This is a genomic window from Oceanisphaera ostreae (assembly GCF_042676125.1).
Lineage (GTDB): Bacteria > Pseudomonadota > Gammaproteobacteria > Enterobacterales > Aeromonadaceae > Oceanimonas > Oceanimonas ostreae.
In genome coordinates this window covers 1-16,161 of sequence record NZ_JBHTJS010000049.1, presented here as the reverse complement: position 1 = coordinate 16,161, position 16,161 = coordinate 1, and the positions used below count along the sequence as shown (strand labels likewise).

Genomic DNA, 16,161 nt, shown 5'->3' with positions numbered 1-16,161 from the left:
ATACCGCCCCACTGGGATAAACTTAGGCAGAATTGCCAACCGGACAACTAGGATGACAGAGCGGGGTTCCAACGCTATGCTTTCCAAAAGAATTACGATGTTGCTCAAATAATGCAATAAAAAAAACGTTATTTCCTTTAGGGTAAAATACTGGGTAATAGTGGCTAATGATACCGTTCTCTTTACCTCTAAAAAGGTTAAAAGTGAAGAAGCCATCATCACTTCGAGAGCGGTAGGTCATATGTAATGGAGGAATCACATGAAATCCAATGTTTTTTCTATCAGAAATTCTAGAGCTGCAAAAGTATTCGTCTTGAGGCACCAACCCTGCTCTAGATGAAGTATAAACTCTATGTTGGTCTTGCTCCGAAGACTTTTCTTTATATTCAACAAGCCAGCTTGAAAGTGGAGCCTCCTCCCATTCATCATCAAACGGTATGCCTGAATCATCAAGCAGGCGTTTATTGCCTGTAAGCAGTTGTTGCATGAGAGCTTTTTTCTGCTGCTTGCTGTTGTCGATTAGGCGCTCGGTGGTGCTAATCGCTTTGTCCCAAGTGGATAGGATTTTGGCGATTTTGCGTTGTTCTGGGAGTGGGGGTATAGGTAACGACATACTGCCATATTCTTTGGCATTAACGTTTGGTTGCGCACCAGCTCTAATCTGGGATTTTATCCAAAGCTTGTATCTAGGACTAAAGCAATATTGCTTGAGATACGTGGGCAATAATTGACTTTTATCCGCACGATAGCGGATTAAATAACCTGCATATGCAGAAGCAGGATGAATATTACTTTCAAACAAAAATGTTTTGCCAACTGTGTTACCACTGCGAGCAAATAGAAAGTCGTTATCTTGGAGCTGGTAGGTAACTCCATCATCATAATTAATCCCAACTGCGGCTGAATTCAAGTTACCTTGATCGTCTACATCTGTAATTCGAATATACCTGAGAGCACCGTCATCCAAATCACATGATGGAGCGTTAGCTCCATAAGCTAACTTTTCATTAGTAAGCTCGGCTAAGGTTTTTAACCTCCATCCATTAGGCACCATAACCCAACTCCTGTAAGTAGCCTTCCATTTCTGCTTCAAGGGTTAGCAGCTCATTTTTAAGTTGCACACGCTCGGTACGTACTGCCACTAAATCGATTTCTGCTTCTTCTTCAAAAGTATCCACATAACGAGGAATGTTAAGGTTGAAGTCGTTCTCTTTAATTTCATCAAAGCTAGCTAAGTAGGCGTATTTGTCCACACTTTCACGCGCCTTGTAAGTATCGATAACCTTTTGGATATTCTCAGGCGTTAACTGGTTTTGGTTTTTGCCTGATTTAAACTCACGGCTGGCATCAATAAACAGCACATTGCTATCAGTTTTGTGCTTTTTGAATATTAAGATTGCCGCTGGAATCCCTGTGCCGAAGAATAACTTTTCTGGCAGGCCAATAACGGTATCAAGTAGGTTTTCTTCAATCAGTTGCTGACGAATTTTGCCCTCTGATGATGCGCGGAATAACACACCATGCGGCACAACCACACCCATTCTTCCTGTTTCTGGCTTGAGGGTTTCAATCATATGGCTGATAAAGGCATAGTCCCCCTTGGTTTTTGGTGGAACGCCTCGTCTAAAGCGCCCGTATGGGTCGTTACCTGCATCATCATGCCCCCACTTATCTAGAGAAAATGGCGGGTTGGCTGTGACCACATCAAAGTGTAATAAGCCTTTGCCGTCTTTATCTAATAACTGTGGATTACGAATGGTGTCGCCCCATTCAATGCGGTGATTGTCTTCACCGTGCAGAAACATGTTCATCTTGGCGAGTGCCCATGTTGAGCCGATGGCTTCTTGCCCGAATAAAGCGTATTTTTTCGAGCCTGAATTTTTGCGCACCATAGCGCCACATTTTAAAAGTAGTGAGCCACTGCCTGTACAGGGGTCGCAGATTTGATCGCCCTCAATTGGCTCTAAAACGGTGGCGAGTAAGGTTGAGACTTCAGGTGGGGTATAGTATTCGCCTGCGGTGGCACCACTGCCAGCGGCAAAGTGCTTAATAAGATATTCATAGGCATTACCGATGATATCAAGGCTGCCCACACGCTCAGAGCTTAAGTCTAAAATGTCTTTACCAAAGTCTTCGAGCAAATGACGGAGTAAATCATTCTTCTGCTTTTCTTGACCTAAACGGTCAGTGTTAAAGCTTATGTCCTGGAATACGTTTTTAAGCTTACTGCCGTTAGCTTCTTCAATGGCGTGCAAGGCTTTATCAATACGCTCACCATTGCCTGCTTCGTAGCGTTTCTCGTACAAATCCCAAAAGCTTGCGCCTTCTGGCAATACAAAGCGCTGCTTTGACATCATGGCATGAATGAGTTCTGGGTTATCACCGTACTGCGCAACCAGCTTGTTGTATTCGTCTTTGTATACATCGGAGATGTATTTTAAGAACAGCATGGTCAGGATAAAGTCTTTGTAGGTATCGGCGCTGATCACGCCACGGAAAGTGTCACAAGCGGCCCATACCGCTTTGTTGATATCATTTTGGTTGATTTGATGGATTGTGGTCATTCTTTATAAATCCTTGTTTTTATTGTAATTTTTCAATCTAATGTATTCGTTTTAACGTTTACTGCTTATTGTTACGTAAAGCTTTTCAGTGCATGGATTGCTATGGCACCAAGCTGTTGCTGCCTGTTTTCAATCAACTTTTGTAATACTTTTTGCTCTCTAACCCCACAGCGATGCAGCGCTGCTAATTGCTTTTGTTTTTCTAACTTAAGCACCTTAATCGGCACGTTTTCTAAGACCTGCCTGCGAATGCTTAAATACATTGAGCCTTCAGCAGTGGCTTTAAAATAACGCTGAGCTGGTTGCTGATTGAGCTGCCAGCAGAGAAAATCTGGCATTACGACATCACGAAACTCAGGCTTTAATCGCACTACAAAAAAGTGCGGTGAACACACTGTGCGTTCTAGTACGTTTTCTACCAATACGCTGTAGTGTTTTGCACCTTTTGCAACAAAAAGCACATCACCATCTTGTAACCAATCAGGCTGCTTTTTGGTACTTAGCCTGGTTTCGACCATGTTGTGTTGGTTAACTTCACCTGTCATTTCTGTATCTCTTACCTGAACAACTTTAACGTCACCATTCTCGTATTGCTTGATGGTGCCACGAAACGGATGCCCTGAACGTATGTCGGCAATTTCGCAGAGCGGCACCTCTCCAGAAGCTTGGCGCAATTGTGCATTCATGAGTTTTAGCCCTTGTTTGGCTGTTTTGAACCTGGTCAGACATCCCAATGACTCGTTAATACCATCGAAATGCCTTTAAACGCCAATGGCATAGATCACCAAGAGCACTTAAAAAGCGGAATTAATATATTGAAAATTATATTGGCTGATATTAGCTCTTAGATCAATTTATTCTTGCAGTAATCAAATACTGCAATCAAATGTTGACACCTCGAATCTGCGCCACTATATTTTGCAGTATTACAATGGAGCATAAAATTTGAGTGCCAATTATCCCAAAGTTGTTAAACAAACCGTAAATTTAGGCAGCTTGCCTTACTTTTCTGACGTTGATACGCATAGTCAGCGCACTATCGATTTTCATGAAGATCATGTTGTTGAGCGTTTCCCCAGGGTGTTATCGCTAGCTCGTGTACAGGACGCACTGGAGATCAATTTATTCTTAGAGCACAGGTATAAAGGGCTATTTATGCCACCAAAGCGTGGCGGCAAGAAAAACCCATTGGGCGGTGTATCGCTCATTACTGTGCAGTCGCTTGCTAATTCGATGAGTCTTTTTTTGCAATGGATTGAGAAGAATGATGTGGATTGGCATGAGGTTTATGCCGTAAGCGACAGCGACAAAGCAAAATATTGGCTGCCCGTTTATCGCTATCGTAAACACCTGATCGAACAGGTGATAGCCAAGGAAATTGACCGAGATACCGCTAATCTGTACATCAATCATGTACGTCAACTTTACGAGTGGGCCAGAAAGCAGCGCAGAATTGACAAGGTGCCGTTCAAATATAAAACAAAAGTGATTAAGAAAAAGCGTAAGGATGGCAGTTTAGACCTTTTGTTTACTGACTACGGCAGTGAAGAAAAGGGATTTACCATTACTACGACTGACTTGTTGATCCCCAAAAAATACAAGCAGAAAAAGTCTGGGGATACGAGCCTGTCACCTTATAGCCAAGACGAGCTTAAATTACTATATGCAAGTAAAGAGCTCGCTAAACAAGGCTCAAAACTACGCGTTGATCTGGCAGTGCAATGTGGTTTGCGTGCGGAAGAAATTGCAAATTTTAGCGCCAATTATGTTGTTGATCCTAGCATTGGTAACAAGGTCATTTATTACGTGACCATTGTTGGTAAGTACGACAAGGAACGAACCATTATGGTGTCTAAGGGATTAATGACATCGCTTTGGCAATATCGCAACGCTATAGAGCACCAGGAACGCCTAGCTAAATGGCAACTTGAACACGGGAGCTGTGATGATGCTCCATTGTTTCTAAACCGTTCAGGTAGTTTTATGTCTCGTAAGTCAATAGGGAATGTGATCTCAAAGGTGCGCAAAGAGTTAGCACCACTAGGTAAAGAGTTAAAACGAGATTTCCATGATTTACGTTCCACATTTGCTACCAATCTTGCTGGATTTCTTATCCATAAAAACCTGCCGATTGGCTTTGTGCAATACAAGTTGATGCAGCTGTTAGGACATGCCGATTTTTCTACCACACAGAAATACATTAATTTTTCCCGCTCTTTAACGTTCGATAAACAAATGGCGAGTTGGGTAGATAAGCTGTTTGGTGAGTTTGTTACACCTCTGCAAGAAGATGCTTTTAAAGCAGAACAGGCAGGAGGCGCTGATGCTTGATACTATTCTTGATTTATCTGACCTTGAAGGTCAGCTTTGCGGCTATTTAACTAAACTGCATATCAGATTATTAAAGCGACTATTACTTCAGTATCCAGTATTACGTAACCATTGCTATACGTTGACAGAAGACGTTCACTCACTGTTTAAAAATGATTATTGGATTAAGTTAGAAGTGCTGGCACAGCATATTGTGAAAGAAGATGACGTACTGTTTAGACGTTGTTTATTTCACATTGCAAGTGCGATTAAGAACAACCCGTCACTCCCCAGTACTGTTTTTGTTTTTGATTCAAACATTGATTTATTACATTGGTATAGAAAAAGTTTTAGGCTTGGAAGCGAGTTGCACGATGCCATAGTGAAGTGGGACATACATTCTACCCCTGCGAGAAGTACCACACGTGCCGAAGCACAAAAGGCTCTAAAGTGTTTACAACTGCTGGGTGATAGTGCGCCACTTGTTGCTCAGTCACTGTGTGAGCATGGGCTATATTGGTTTAAATCAACCATGCATTTTAGGCAAGCGTTTATCGAAAACCCGATCAAAGATAAATACAGAGTACTCCAATCGGCATTATTTTCAGTACTGCAAGTTTTTAGGCCAGAACGGTTTCAAGTCATTAGTATCACAATCAATGACAGAATGGTTGAAGTAACAGACTTAGCTGATATCGAGCCTCTATTATATAAACAACTTCTGATTCTGGCTAATTCAGCGAAATTCAAAGGGGATTTTGAGCATGACGTAGTAGCTATGACGAGGAGATTTATCGCCAATGTAACAAGCATTAGAAGGGTGTCGGAAAAATACAAAGACGATTTTATTGGTAAAGGGCTGGACGGTTTTAAAGCAGAGAAATATACTTTAGTGAAAAAGGCTAAGGGCCTTTTAAGAAAAGATCAATTTAATGAATTGTTACTGCTTCTGGAACAGCACTTAGGGCATGAGATTCATCGCCATGATTACATTGAAAATTTGTTGATTTTTTATTTTGAGGGGAAAAATAAATACCGTGTAATTGACTACGGTGAAGTCGCTTCGACGTGCCCGGAAATCATCACTGAGATAGAACAATTGCATCAGTCTGAAACTGAGCTGTTACCAGAAAAAAATTATAATATGGAAACTTTACATACTCGCTTCGCCAAGCTCAAGCGATTGATCTTGAACTACATTGCTCCCGATTACAAAACTGAACTGACAGAACATGGGTTTAGCTGCTTGAGTCTGCAAGATAATCGCATTCAAAAGGCAGTGTTTCAGCAATTGCAAAGTGCGGTTAAAAGTAAAGAAATTAGTCTTAGAAGCGGCACATCTTACACAGAAGTTTTACGTTGGTTGATGTCAATTACAGGACAACAGGTTGTGGAAGCCTTCAAAATATCTTTTAAGCGTCATCAACGTCACGCTAGAAGATTTAAGGTCGAAGATCTTTACAGTGACGATGAGCTACGGGAGCTGATCTTTCATATTGAAAAAGGGATCAGAAATACCGACAACATAAAACAATTGTTAGCCTTGTACTTTGCTCGTATTCAGGTAAAAAGTTGTTGGAATACGTCGCCGATGACTGATATTGAATTGAGCGACATTACCGACGTGGCACTACCTACTATCAAAAAAAGCATTACGTTATTGATTCAGAAGCCAAGAAAAGGTTATGGCATTGATAGCTATTCTTTGGATGGTCGCACTGTGAACAGTGTAATGCGCGACATTGTGTACGTTAAAGATACGCTTACACATAGTTACCGCCATCTTGGTGATAAAAATACGCAACAATATCTATTCATTTTTAAAGAAAAAATCAAAGTTAGCCGCGTTCAGGCTGACAATATCATTGCGCACATCAAAACCATTTTAAACAGACTAGGTTGCAAAGTTGATTATAACTCGATGCGGATTCGAAAAAACGGTGCGAACCACCTCTACCGTGAGGTTGCAAAGCAAATGCGAGCCTATGAATCAGCAAAGCTGCATACCTTCGATACCTTTATAAAGCACTATCAACGAGTTAGTGAACAAAAGACTCTGCAAACCTTACATACAGCTGTCGATGTGATGCAGCGCTATTTTACAGGCCGAGAAATCGACCCTGAAATTAAGGTGCTCATGGTGGATGACGGCAGCACGCAGAAAACCCCTACAGGCGAGTGTGCATCGCAGGGGAATGACGCAGAAGCTTCACAATATAATAAAGAGCATCGTCATTTATCAGGTAACAAAAACGATGCTTGGTGTAGTGACTTCCTAGCTTGTGTGTGGTGTAAGCACTTTAGAACCGTAGCCGACCCTGAACATGTATGGCAGCTACTTAGCTATAGGGATTATGTGCTTTCAGATATGGCCGCCAGCGTTTCGGACATTGAGAATAACGAGTTCCAACAAGAAGCAATAGCAGCACTGCATCAGCGAGTCGATGACATATTAGAACAGGTAGCTACAAAAAATATGTTTGCTGTAACTAAGGGCAAAGAATTAATGATAGAAAAAGGTATGCATCCATTTTGGGCGTTTGCCGTTACGTCAGTTAAAAACGTAGGAGATATCTTATGACAGGAGTTGCTGCCGCTGTAGATGCCTGTTTACACATTGATGGGCTAATCAGGTTAATGCCTTATGAAACAGAACGGGTTGAAGCGCTGTCTTCTTTTCTTCTCTGGCAATATATACGTTCAAATAAAGAACAAACCACTCTATTTGGGAACGATTCGTGGTACTCGGAAGGTAACAAGCTGTCTGTAACTTTTAATGATGTTGGGCCTAAGTACCAATATCAACTTAAAGCGCTGACACTTGGAATGTATACCCAAGGTTCAGGTCAAGGTATGGAGCCGCTTGCTTGGGGAACAATTCGAAGAAACATTGGTAATTTGAAGCGGCTAGCAAGATGGTTGGAGAAGTACAATATTGAAAGCTTTTCGGACTTGGATGCGTTACCTGAATTGCGTTTACGCAATATTGTTCTCGATTTAGTACAAGATTCTAACTTACAGAAACACTCGTCATTCGCCCAATCACTTTTAACCGCAATATATTGGTTGAAATTGTACGGAGTAGTTAAGAAAGAGCAATTCTACGACTTAATGAATGAGTATTTATTGCCTTTTTCCTTACTGAAAGAAAAGCGCAGAAACAAGCATTCTGTTATACCCATTCAGATCATGAAGCAAGTTCTTCAAATGTGCGAGGCGCATATTGACGCTGCTGAGCAGATAATTAATGATTGGTATTTATTGCAAAAACAACTGAATGGATTAATCCCGCAGTTATCAACAACAGACTTTAAGTCTTCAACGTATATTAATGGTCTAGATAGCGAAGAAAGTGCTGAACTTAATGAATACTACGAACTAATTAAAAACCTTCGAAGATATACGTTTGTTCTTGTGATTAGCTATACAGGTATGCGCTACAGCGAAGCAATGGCTTTGAGTGATGATTCAGCCATAGAGCGAAATGGTAAATATTTTATTAAATCACTATTGTCTAAAACTACTGATGAAGCCCAAAGTTTAGAATGGGTTACAAATGAAGTTACATACCGAGCTGTAAAATTACTGGCAAGAGTCTGCTCTGTGTATCGTGAAAGAGCAACACTGTTACTTAAATATCATGATGATACATTACCATTAAGCCGAAAATTAAATTTAGAATTCGGCCTAAGCAATAAAATCTTGTTTAGCGTCTCTCCCCATAAAAAGTCATGTGAGTTTTATTTACATACAAAGTTCACTAAAAACGCTTTTAATAATCTAAATAATTTATTCTCTATAAGGGTTTCTGAGCAGGATATCGCTGAGCTTGAACGGATGGGTTGTAATTATCAATCTGTTTCTTCAAGCCACAAGCATTTTAAAGAACCCTATAAAGAAGGCGATTTATTTAATTTCACGGCCCATCAATTTAGGCACACGTTTGCTTGGTTTATTGTTGCAAATCGTCTGGGTGACTTGGATGACATCAAGTATCAGTACAAACATTTAGAGAACATGATGACGTTCGTTTACAGTCAGCGAGGCTATGATTCTATGGAAGAGTTAATAGGTCTCACCGAAAGTTTCTCTGAATTTATGAATTCTCAAGCGATGGAAGACATGGTAGGTGCAGCTCAGGATGGCACATTAGCAGGTAAAGGAGGGCAAAACTTTATTGCCAAACTAACGGAGATATTGGCAGATGACCTGACAACTGGAAATACGCCACATTTCAAAAATATGGAAGAGTTGCTTACGTTTGCCGCTAAGCATACCAACAATTTTAGAGGGTTATCACATGGATACTGCACTAAGGGTGCGGATTGTAAAGTTCGCAATGCCGCTGATCCAAGCCATTGTGTCTGGTGCGATAGCTATATTGCTACCCCAAGACACTTACCACACTGGTTGGTGGTTAAAAAACGTTGTGAGACTCAATTAGCTGCTTTTGAAAAATTTCCAACAGAGATAAAGAAGCGATTCAAAGCTTTCAGTACCGCGTTAAACGACAACCTCGAAGCTGCCAACATCATCATTGACCAGTTAACCATTAAAGTGAAGGAAGCCTGATATGAGCGACTCAAATGAGATAACAATGGTAGATAAAATTGATACTACTTTGTCTGAGATGTCTGCCAACAACGAAAAAATAAATGTTAGCCAAGTAGCAAAGCGCTTAGGCATTTCAAACTCTGCAATATACAAATTCTACCCTGAAAAGATTTCAGATATTCAAACGGCTCAGAAACGTCAAAAAAATAAAGCTGAGTCGGTAACGTTAGGTACGGAAAATGTAAAGCTCAACAAAGAAATTGAGTCGTTGAAGGCGTCTACTAAGGAATATCAAGAGCTTGCAAAAGATTATAAAACGCAGAATGAGTCACTGTGGGAGCACATTCAACAAGTTTACAACATGTACGATGAAATGTTGGCTGAGAGAAATGGTTTTGCTGAAAGGCTCAAACATAGTCACTAGATTTACGAGAAATTATTTAACAACAACCATGAGGTATTTCCGATGAGTAAGAATACAAAGAAAACGTCTAAAGGTGTTGCATCAAAAGCGGCCAAAATACTGACAGATCCAAATGCATCTAAGGCCGCTAAGAAACTCGCAGGCTCTGCGCTATCGCAAAAAGTATCAAGCAAACAAACTGGTGCCGAAATGGAAGACTTTGCATCAAAGGTTTTACAAAGCGATAAGTACAGCAAAGATACAAAGGAGCTTGCAGGATCAGTGTTATCTCAATCAAATAAAAAGCGTTAGTTTTAGTAACAAAATCGAATTTTCCCGCTTAAATTTACTGCTTATTTTAGAGTGAACCCCTCAAAAACTGTTACCACACTCAACGTCAATAAATATGGCGTGGTAACAGTTTTTCGTTTGTCGAAAATGACATTAAGTATACACCCTCAGAAGTAGTTGAGCTGTTAGTCAGTCTGATTAAGCCGCAATCGGGCATGCGTATTTATGACCCTACCGCAGGCTCGGGCGGTATGCTGGTGCAAACCCGTAACTACCTGGCGCGTAATGGTGGCAACCCTGCCAACCTCTCACTGTTCGGCCAAGAAATGAACTTGAATACTTGGGCCATCTGTAAGATGAACATGTTCTTACACGGTGTATACAGCGCGGATATTCGCAAGGGTGATACCTTAGGCAGCCCACAGCACACTCAAGCCGGTGAGCTGATGACCTTTGACCGTGTCATCGCCAACCCACCGTTTAGTTTAAAGAAGTGGGGCAAGGAAGAAGCGGATAATGATGCTTACGGTCGGTTCCCATACGGCACACCCCCTAAAGACTCCGGTGATCTCGCCTTTGTGCAGCACATGATCGCCAGCCTGAACGACGAAGGCGTGATGGGCGTGGTGATGCCTCATGGTGTACTGTTTCGTGGCTCCAGCGAAAAAGCCATTCGCCAAGGCATCTTGCAGGATGACTTATTAGAAGCGGTGATCGGTTTACCAGCAGGTTTGTTCTACGGCACAGGTATTCCGGCAAGTTTGTTAATCATCAATAAGAACAAACGTGCCGCACGCTTGCGCAAGGTGTTGTTCATCAACGCCGAGCTGGAATATGCAGAGGGTAAAAACCAGAACACGCTGCGTGCGCAAGATATTGCCAAGATAGTGCAAACCTTCGATGACTACGCAGAAGTGAAGCGCTACTCCAAAGTTGTCACCATCGCTGAGATTGCCGAAAACGATTACAACTTAAATATCCGCCGTTACGCCGACACTAGCCCACCACCGGAGATCTTCGACGTGCGCGCCATCTTGCACGGCGGTATTCCGGTACGCGAAGTTGAAAGTGACTACATCCGCGAAGAAATCTTAGGCGACTTCGATGTGTCATTGGTGTTTGCGCAAAGAGACTCTGACTACTTTGAGTTTAAGCCTGAGATCGACAGTAAAGAAAAGATCCGCGAACTGGCCGGTGAGGCTGATGCACAAGTCATCACTCAACTAGAGCGCTGGTGGGATAAATATCAGGTGTCGCTTAAAGATCTGAATGCCCAAGTAGCCGAAGCCGAAAGCCTAATGCAGAGCTTTCTGCAGGAGCTAGGATATGAGTGATTTTGTTCCTGAAGGGTGGAAGATTAAAACTATAAGTGAAGTTTGTGATATCGCTATTGGTGGTACTCCAAGCCGTTCTGTGCCTGAGTATTGGGACTCCACGAAAACATCAGATAACCCATGGGTATCGATAAGAGATCTCAGTCAGCCTTTAATTTTTGATACATCTGAATACATTACAGATGCAGGCGTAAAGCGTTCTAATGTTAAGTTGGTGAAAAAAGGGACAGTTTTGATGAGCTTTAAACTGTCTGTTGGTCGAGTGGCATTCGCTGGCCGTGACCTTTACACAAATGAAGCAATTTGTGCATTTTTACCTAAAACAGATGATGCTTTGCTAAATCAATATTTATACCAAGGGTTACAGCAATGGAACCTCCTAGAAAACATTGATCAGGCGGTAAAAGGTGTAACTCTTAATAAAGAAAAAATAAATAAAATAGAAGCATTACTACCCCCACTCCCCGAGCAACAAAAAATCGCCAGTATACTGTCATCGGTCGATGAGGTGATTGAAAAAACCTGCGCGCAAATTAATAAGCTGAAAGATCTTAAAACCGGCATGATGCAAGAGCTGCTCACCAAAGGCATAGGGTCGGGTGGCGTTCCGCACACCGAGTTCAAAGATTCCCCTGTGGGGCGGATACCAGCTGAATGGGAAACAGTGCAATTTAAAGATGTTTTTTCAGATTATAAATATGGACCACGTTTTAGCTCAAATGACTACAGCCAAAGTGGTAATGTCAAAACTATTCGAGGGACAGATTTGTCTAGTGATGGCGAAGTTAGTTACTCACAAGTACCTACTGCCAGCATAGACCCAAAAGTAGTGGAAAACCATCGGTTGAAAGATGGAGATCTAATAATGATTACTACAGCTGAATGTGGTTCATCAGCAGTTTTTAGAGAGCAGCAGATCCCGTATATTGCCAGTGCTTACGCCATAAAGTTGTCACCTACAAATAAGGTTTCTCCTGAGTTTATTAAATACTTTATGCAAACATCGATAGCAATCAGTCAGATTGAATCGTTTATCCGTAAAGGTACAGTTGCAAACTTACCCGGTTCTGATGTCATGAACATTGTTCTTGCCCTGCCTACACTTGCTGAGCAAAATAAAATTGCATCGATACTTCTAGCTTTAGATGCTCGAGTTAGTAATGTTTCGCACAAAGTCTCCTACTTAACTTCATTAAAAAAAGCCCTTATGCAAGATCTACTCACCGGTAAAGTGCGGGTTAATGTGGCTAACGTAAGCGCTGAGCAACAGGAGGCAGTGGCTGGCTAAGGTTCGCTGTTATGTGCGAACCTAGTCTGCTAAGCAGGGATAACTATGTTTAAGGATGAAGAACTAAAAGTAGAGCAGCCAGCCATTGAGCAGCTAATCAAACTGGGTTGGAGCTATCTACCCGGTTCGGCGCTTGCGCCGGCCGCAGGCGCCTTACCGGGCTCGGCGCTAACTCCAGCCGCGGGCGCTTCTCCTGCGGCTGGCGTTTCCGATGCTGCCGAGCGTCAGTATTACAGTGATGTGGTGCTGGTGAATCGTCTTGAGGCAGCGTTGCGCAAGCTCAACCCGTGGATCAGTGATGAAAACTTGCGCAAGGTGATGCGAGAGATAACGCACCCCAACCATGCGGCGCTGATGGAGTATAACCACGACATCTATCAAAAGCTGGTTAACTATCTGTCGGTCGAGCAAGACCTAGGCAAAGGTCGCAAAGGGCAGACCGTTAAGATTATCGACTTCGATAACCCCGGCAATAACGACTTTTTATGCACCAGCCAATTTAAGATTGAAGGCGTTAACCAGAATATTATTCCCGATATTATCTGCTTCGTGAACGGCCTGCCGCTGGCGGTGATTGAATGTAAATCCCCTTACATTGCCGATGCCATGAGTGAAGGCATTAATCAGCTACGTCGCTATGCTAACTTACGTTATCCAGAAGAACACGAAGGCGCACAAAAGCTGTTTTGGTACAACCAGCTGATGATCAGCACCTGTCGTGATCAAGCTAAAGTCGGCACCATTAGTTCCAGCAGCCAGTATTACAGCGATTGGAAAGACGCTCATCCCTATAGCGACGCCGACATTCGCGCTATGGCGGCCAATGAGAAAGCCGACCCTGAACCAATGGCTGGCATAGCTGAAGCCCCGTTAATAGATTACTCGCAACAGTCTGCATCGACGACTGACATTACCGCCCAGCAACGATTGTTGGCCGGCATGTTTGATTGCGCGAGCTTTCTCGATCTGATCCGCGACTTTGTAATTTTCGAGCCGATTGATGGTCGCCTCATTAAAAAAGTGGCGCGGTATCAACAGTACCGTGCGGTGAACAAGGTTATCCAACGCCTAAAAAGTGGGGCAGACCGCAAAGCCAAGTCGGGCGTAGTCTGGCACACCCAAGGCTCGGGTAAATCGCTAACCATGGTGATGCTGGCGACCAAGATGCGCCGTGATGCCGAGTTACAACAATATAAGCTGGTGTTTATTACCGACCGTACCCAGCTAGACTCGCAGTTGTCTAACACCTTTCGGGCCGCACAAAGTGAAACCATCTACAACGCCGGTTCGGTGTCCGAGCTTAAAACACTACTGGCGCGGGACTCCTCCGACATTGTTACTGCCATGGTGCAAAAGTTTCAGGAGGCAGAAGCAGAGGGCGATTTCAGTAATCTTAACCCCAGTGACAAAATCATAGTGCTGGCCGACGAAGCGCACCGTACTCAGTTTGGTAACTTGGCCGCGACCATTAATGCCGCTTTACCTAATGCGCCTAAGATTGGCTTTACTGGTACACCCTTGCTCAAATCACAAAAGATGAGTGATGCCTTCGGTGGCTACATCGATGAATACAAGATCAACGAAGCGGTAGAAGACGGCGCTACCGTACGCATTATCTATGAAGGCAGGCAAGTACAAACCGAGGTAGTCGGTAAGCCGCTCGATGCGTTGTTTGATGAATATTTTAGTAGCTACAGCGAAGACGATAAGCGCGAAATAAAAAAGAAATACGGTGTAGAACGCGCAATACGCGAAGCACCGATGCGTATTCGCTGGGTATGTATCGACTTGCTCAAGCATTATCGTGAACACATACAGCCCAACGGCTTAAAAGCCATGATAGTGGTAGGCAGCCGTTATGCCGCCGTGTTATTTAAAGAAGCACTCGATGACTTAAAAGCACCTCAGTCTGAGGTGATTATCTCGGGCAATCATAACGACGAACCCATGTTTGCTCCTTACACTCAAGGCGCTAAACACAAACAGGCGATCAGCAACTTCTCAAAGCCGCTCGGCACGGGTAAAGACCAAGACCCGACCGCATTTTTGATCGTGAAAGACATGCTGCTCACCGGCTTTGATGCGCCTATTGCGCAAGTGATGTATATCGACCGCAGCTTAAAAGGTCACACCTTGATGCAAGCCATTGCTCGGGTAAACCGCACCTATGCAAACGAGCACGGGACTAAGCAAGCAGGCTTTGTGGTGGACTATCACGGCTTGTCCTATCATTTAGCCAGCGCACTCGATGACTATAGTAGCGAAGACGTAGAAGGCACTTATCACTCGTTAAAGGACGAGATCCCAAAGCTTAAGGCTACTCACACTCGGGTAGCGCAGGTATTTAAAGGGCTTAAGGGCAATGATGTTGATGACTATGTACTGTTCTTAAAAGACGAGGTTACTCGCCAACAGTTTGAGATGGCGTTTAAACGCTTTGCTAAACAGATGGACGTGGTGTTGCCTGACGTGGCCGCCAAGCCGTTTATCCCCGACCTAAAGCTGTGGGGTAAGGTACAAAATGGTGCACGGCTTAAGTATCGTGAAAAAGGTATGGATCTTAAAGAGGTTGGTGCCAAGGTTCGTAAGTTGGTGGAAGAGCACATTCTTAGTACCGGCGTAGATCCTAAAATTAAGCCCATTGATCTGATGGCTGCTAACTTTAGCCAAACCGTGCAACAGATAAAATCCCCTGAGTCACAAGCCTCAGAGATTGAAAGTGCCATTAAGCATCACCTTAACGTGAACTTAGACGATGATCCTGAATACTACCGGTCGTTGAGTTTGCGCCTGCAAGACATTATTGAAAAGACCAACGGCAAGTGGGAAGAGCAAGTTCAGCTGTTGATGGTGTTTCGTAGCCAGATGAACACTGAGCGTACTCAGGCCGCCAGCGACTTAGGCTTAAGCGATACCGAGTTTGCCTTTTACAATATCCTAATGGCCGAAGTGGTCAGCCATAGCGGTGAAGACACGGTAAGTGAAACGGTACACGACGAAATTAAAACTAGCAGCCAAAGCTTGGTGAGTATGTTTGATGAAGCCACGCAAATTGTCGACTTCTTCGCTAAGCCCGATGAAGTGAAACGCATGAAAAAAGCCATTAAGCGCACTATCATAGACTGCTCCTATAGCGATAAAAATATCGTAAATATAGTGCAAGATCGCTTTATGGAGCTGGCACAAACCCGCTTTGGCGCGAACAGTCAGTGATGCTTAAATGAAAATAAATAGGTTAAACGAAGCTAAGTACCGTGATGGTAATGGTTTCATCGTTGAGGTGATCCGTACATCTAGACGCAAGTCTGCCGATCTACGAGTAGAAGAAGGTGCGGTATCGGTGGTGGTGCCTGTAGTGGTCAAGTAAAAGTGGCCACGGTTTTAGAGTTTTTCCAAAACAATCGTTCAGACTCGTTT

12 protein-coding genes are annotated in these 16,161 nt (G+C 43.1%); 9 read left to right on the top strand and 3 right to left on the bottom strand.

Translation table 11 applies throughout. The annotated features are described in order from the left end of the window. Nucleotides 1-22 precede the first annotated feature (22 nt). The 3 genes from ACFQ1C_RS13015 to ACFQ1C_RS13005 form a co-directional block, all read right to left on the bottom strand. Entirely contained in the window at nucleotides 23-1,054 is a 1,032-nt protein-coding gene (locus tag ACFQ1C_RS13015) for a restriction endonuclease subunit S (RefSeq protein WP_379559050.1), read from the bottom strand. After that, nucleotides 1,044-2,564, bottom strand: a complete 1,521-nt coding sequence (locus ACFQ1C_RS13010; RefSeq protein ID WP_379559049.1) for a type I restriction-modification system subunit M — start codon at nucleotides 2,562-2,564, stop codon at nucleotides 1,044-1,046. The genes ACFQ1C_RS13015 and ACFQ1C_RS13010 overlap by 11 nt, the downstream gene beginning before the upstream one ends. Nucleotides 2,565-2,635: 71 nt before the next feature. Continuing rightward, the gene (locus ACFQ1C_RS13005; protein WP_379559048.1) at nucleotides 2,636-3,250 is read right to left on the bottom strand and encodes a restriction endonuclease subunit S; all 615 of its coding nucleotides are present in this window, start codon (nucleotides 3,248-3,250) and stop codon (nucleotides 2,636-2,638) included. A gap of 259 nt (nucleotides 3,251-3,509) precedes the next feature. Between ACFQ1C_RS13005 and ACFQ1C_RS13000 the strand changes: the two genes are divergently transcribed. From ACFQ1C_RS13000 to ACFQ1C_RS12960, 9 genes are all read left to right on the top strand, one after another. Beyond that, nucleotides 3,510-4,895 carry a tyrosine-type recombinase/integrase gene (locus ACFQ1C_RS13000; RefSeq protein WP_379559047.1) on the top strand — a complete coding sequence of 462 codons (1,386 nt, stop codon included), beginning with the start codon at nucleotides 3,510-3,512 and terminating at the stop codon, nucleotides 4,893-4,895. Then, nucleotides 4,888-7,455, top strand: coding sequence for a hypothetical protein (locus tag ACFQ1C_RS12995; protein WP_379559046.1), 2,568 nt, complete (start codon nucleotides 4,888-4,890; stop codon nucleotides 7,453-7,455). Before ACFQ1C_RS13000 ends, ACFQ1C_RS12995 begins: the two co-directional genes overlap by 8 nt. Next, the gene (locus tag ACFQ1C_RS12990) at nucleotides 7,452-9,446 is read left to right on the top strand and encodes a hypothetical protein (RefSeq protein ID WP_379559045.1); all 1,995 of its coding nucleotides are present in this window, start codon (nucleotides 7,452-7,454) and stop codon (nucleotides 9,444-9,446) included. The genes ACFQ1C_RS12995 and ACFQ1C_RS12990 overlap by 4 nt, the downstream gene beginning before the upstream one ends. Before the next feature lies 1 nt (nucleotide 9,447). Continuing rightward, on the top strand, nucleotides 9,448-9,852 hold the full coding sequence (locus ACFQ1C_RS12985) for a hypothetical protein (protein ID WP_379559044.1): 405 nt from the start codon (nucleotides 9,448-9,450) through the stop codon (nucleotides 9,850-9,852). Between the two features lie 42 nt (nucleotides 9,853-9,894). After that, nucleotides 9,895-10,143, top strand: a complete 249-nt coding sequence (locus ACFQ1C_RS12980; protein WP_379559043.1) for a hypothetical protein — start codon at nucleotides 9,895-9,897, stop codon at nucleotides 10,141-10,143. A gap of 92 nt (nucleotides 10,144-10,235) precedes the next feature. Further along, nucleotides 10,236-11,456, top strand: a complete 1,221-nt coding sequence (locus ACFQ1C_RS12975; protein ID WP_379559051.1) for an N-6 DNA methylase — start codon at nucleotides 10,236-10,238, stop codon at nucleotides 11,454-11,456. Next, a complete protein-coding gene (locus ACFQ1C_RS12970; RefSeq protein WP_379559042.1) occupies nucleotides 11,449-12,744 on the top strand; it encodes a restriction endonuclease subunit S in 1,296 nt (431 codons plus the stop codon). The genes ACFQ1C_RS12975 and ACFQ1C_RS12970 overlap by 8 nt, the downstream gene beginning before the upstream one ends. A gap of 45 nt (nucleotides 12,745-12,789) precedes the next feature. Further along, nucleotides 12,790-15,957: a type I restriction endonuclease subunit R gene (locus ACFQ1C_RS12965; protein WP_379559041.1), complete on the top strand. Its 3,168-nt coding sequence runs from the start codon at nucleotides 12,790-12,792 to the stop codon at nucleotides 15,955-15,957. Nucleotides 15,958-15,964: 7 nt separating this feature from the next. Further along, complete coding sequence (locus ACFQ1C_RS12960; protein ID WP_379559040.1) at nucleotides 15,965-16,111, top strand: hypothetical protein; 147 nt, start codon at nucleotides 15,965-15,967, stop codon at nucleotides 16,109-16,111. Nucleotides 16,112-16,161: the final 50 nt, after the last annotated feature.

Excerpts from the sequence above, each read along its gene's own strand:
- ACFQ1C_RS13015 (WP_379559050.1), bottom strand. The coding sequence starts at position 1,054 with ATGGTGCCTAATGGATGGAGGTTAAAAACCTTAGCCGAGCTTACTAAT.
- ACFQ1C_RS13010 (WP_379559049.1), bottom strand. The coding sequence starts at position 2,564 with ATGACCACAATCCATCAAATCAACCAAAATGATATCAACAAAGCGGTA.
- ACFQ1C_RS13005 (WP_379559048.1), bottom strand. The coding sequence starts at position 3,250 with ATGAATGCACAATTGCGCCAAGCTTCTGGAGAGGTGCCGCTCTGCGAA.
- ACFQ1C_RS12995 (WP_379559046.1), top strand. The coding sequence starts at position 4,888 with ATGCTTGATACTATTCTTGATTTATCTGACCTTGAAGGTCAGCTTTGC.
- ACFQ1C_RS12990 (WP_379559045.1), top strand. The coding sequence starts at position 7,452 with ATGACAGGAGTTGCTGCCGCTGTAGATGCCTGTTTACACATTGATGGG.
- ACFQ1C_RS12985 (WP_379559044.1), top strand. The coding sequence starts at position 9,448 with ATGAGCGACTCAAATGAGATAACAATGGTAGATAAAATTGATACTACT.
- ACFQ1C_RS12980 (WP_379559043.1), top strand. The coding sequence starts at position 9,895 with ATGAGTAAGAATACAAAGAAAACGTCTAAAGGTGTTGCATCAAAAGCG.
- ACFQ1C_RS12970 (WP_379559042.1), top strand. The coding sequence starts at position 11,449 with ATGAGTGATTTTGTTCCTGAAGGGTGGAAGATTAAAACTATAAGTGAA.
- ACFQ1C_RS12965 (WP_379559041.1), top strand. The coding sequence starts at position 12,790 with ATGTTTAAGGATGAAGAACTAAAAGTAGAGCAGCCAGCCATTGAGCAG.
- ACFQ1C_RS12960 (WP_379559040.1), top strand. The coding sequence starts at position 15,965 with ATGAAAATAAATAGGTTAAACGAAGCTAAGTACCGTGATGGTAATGGT.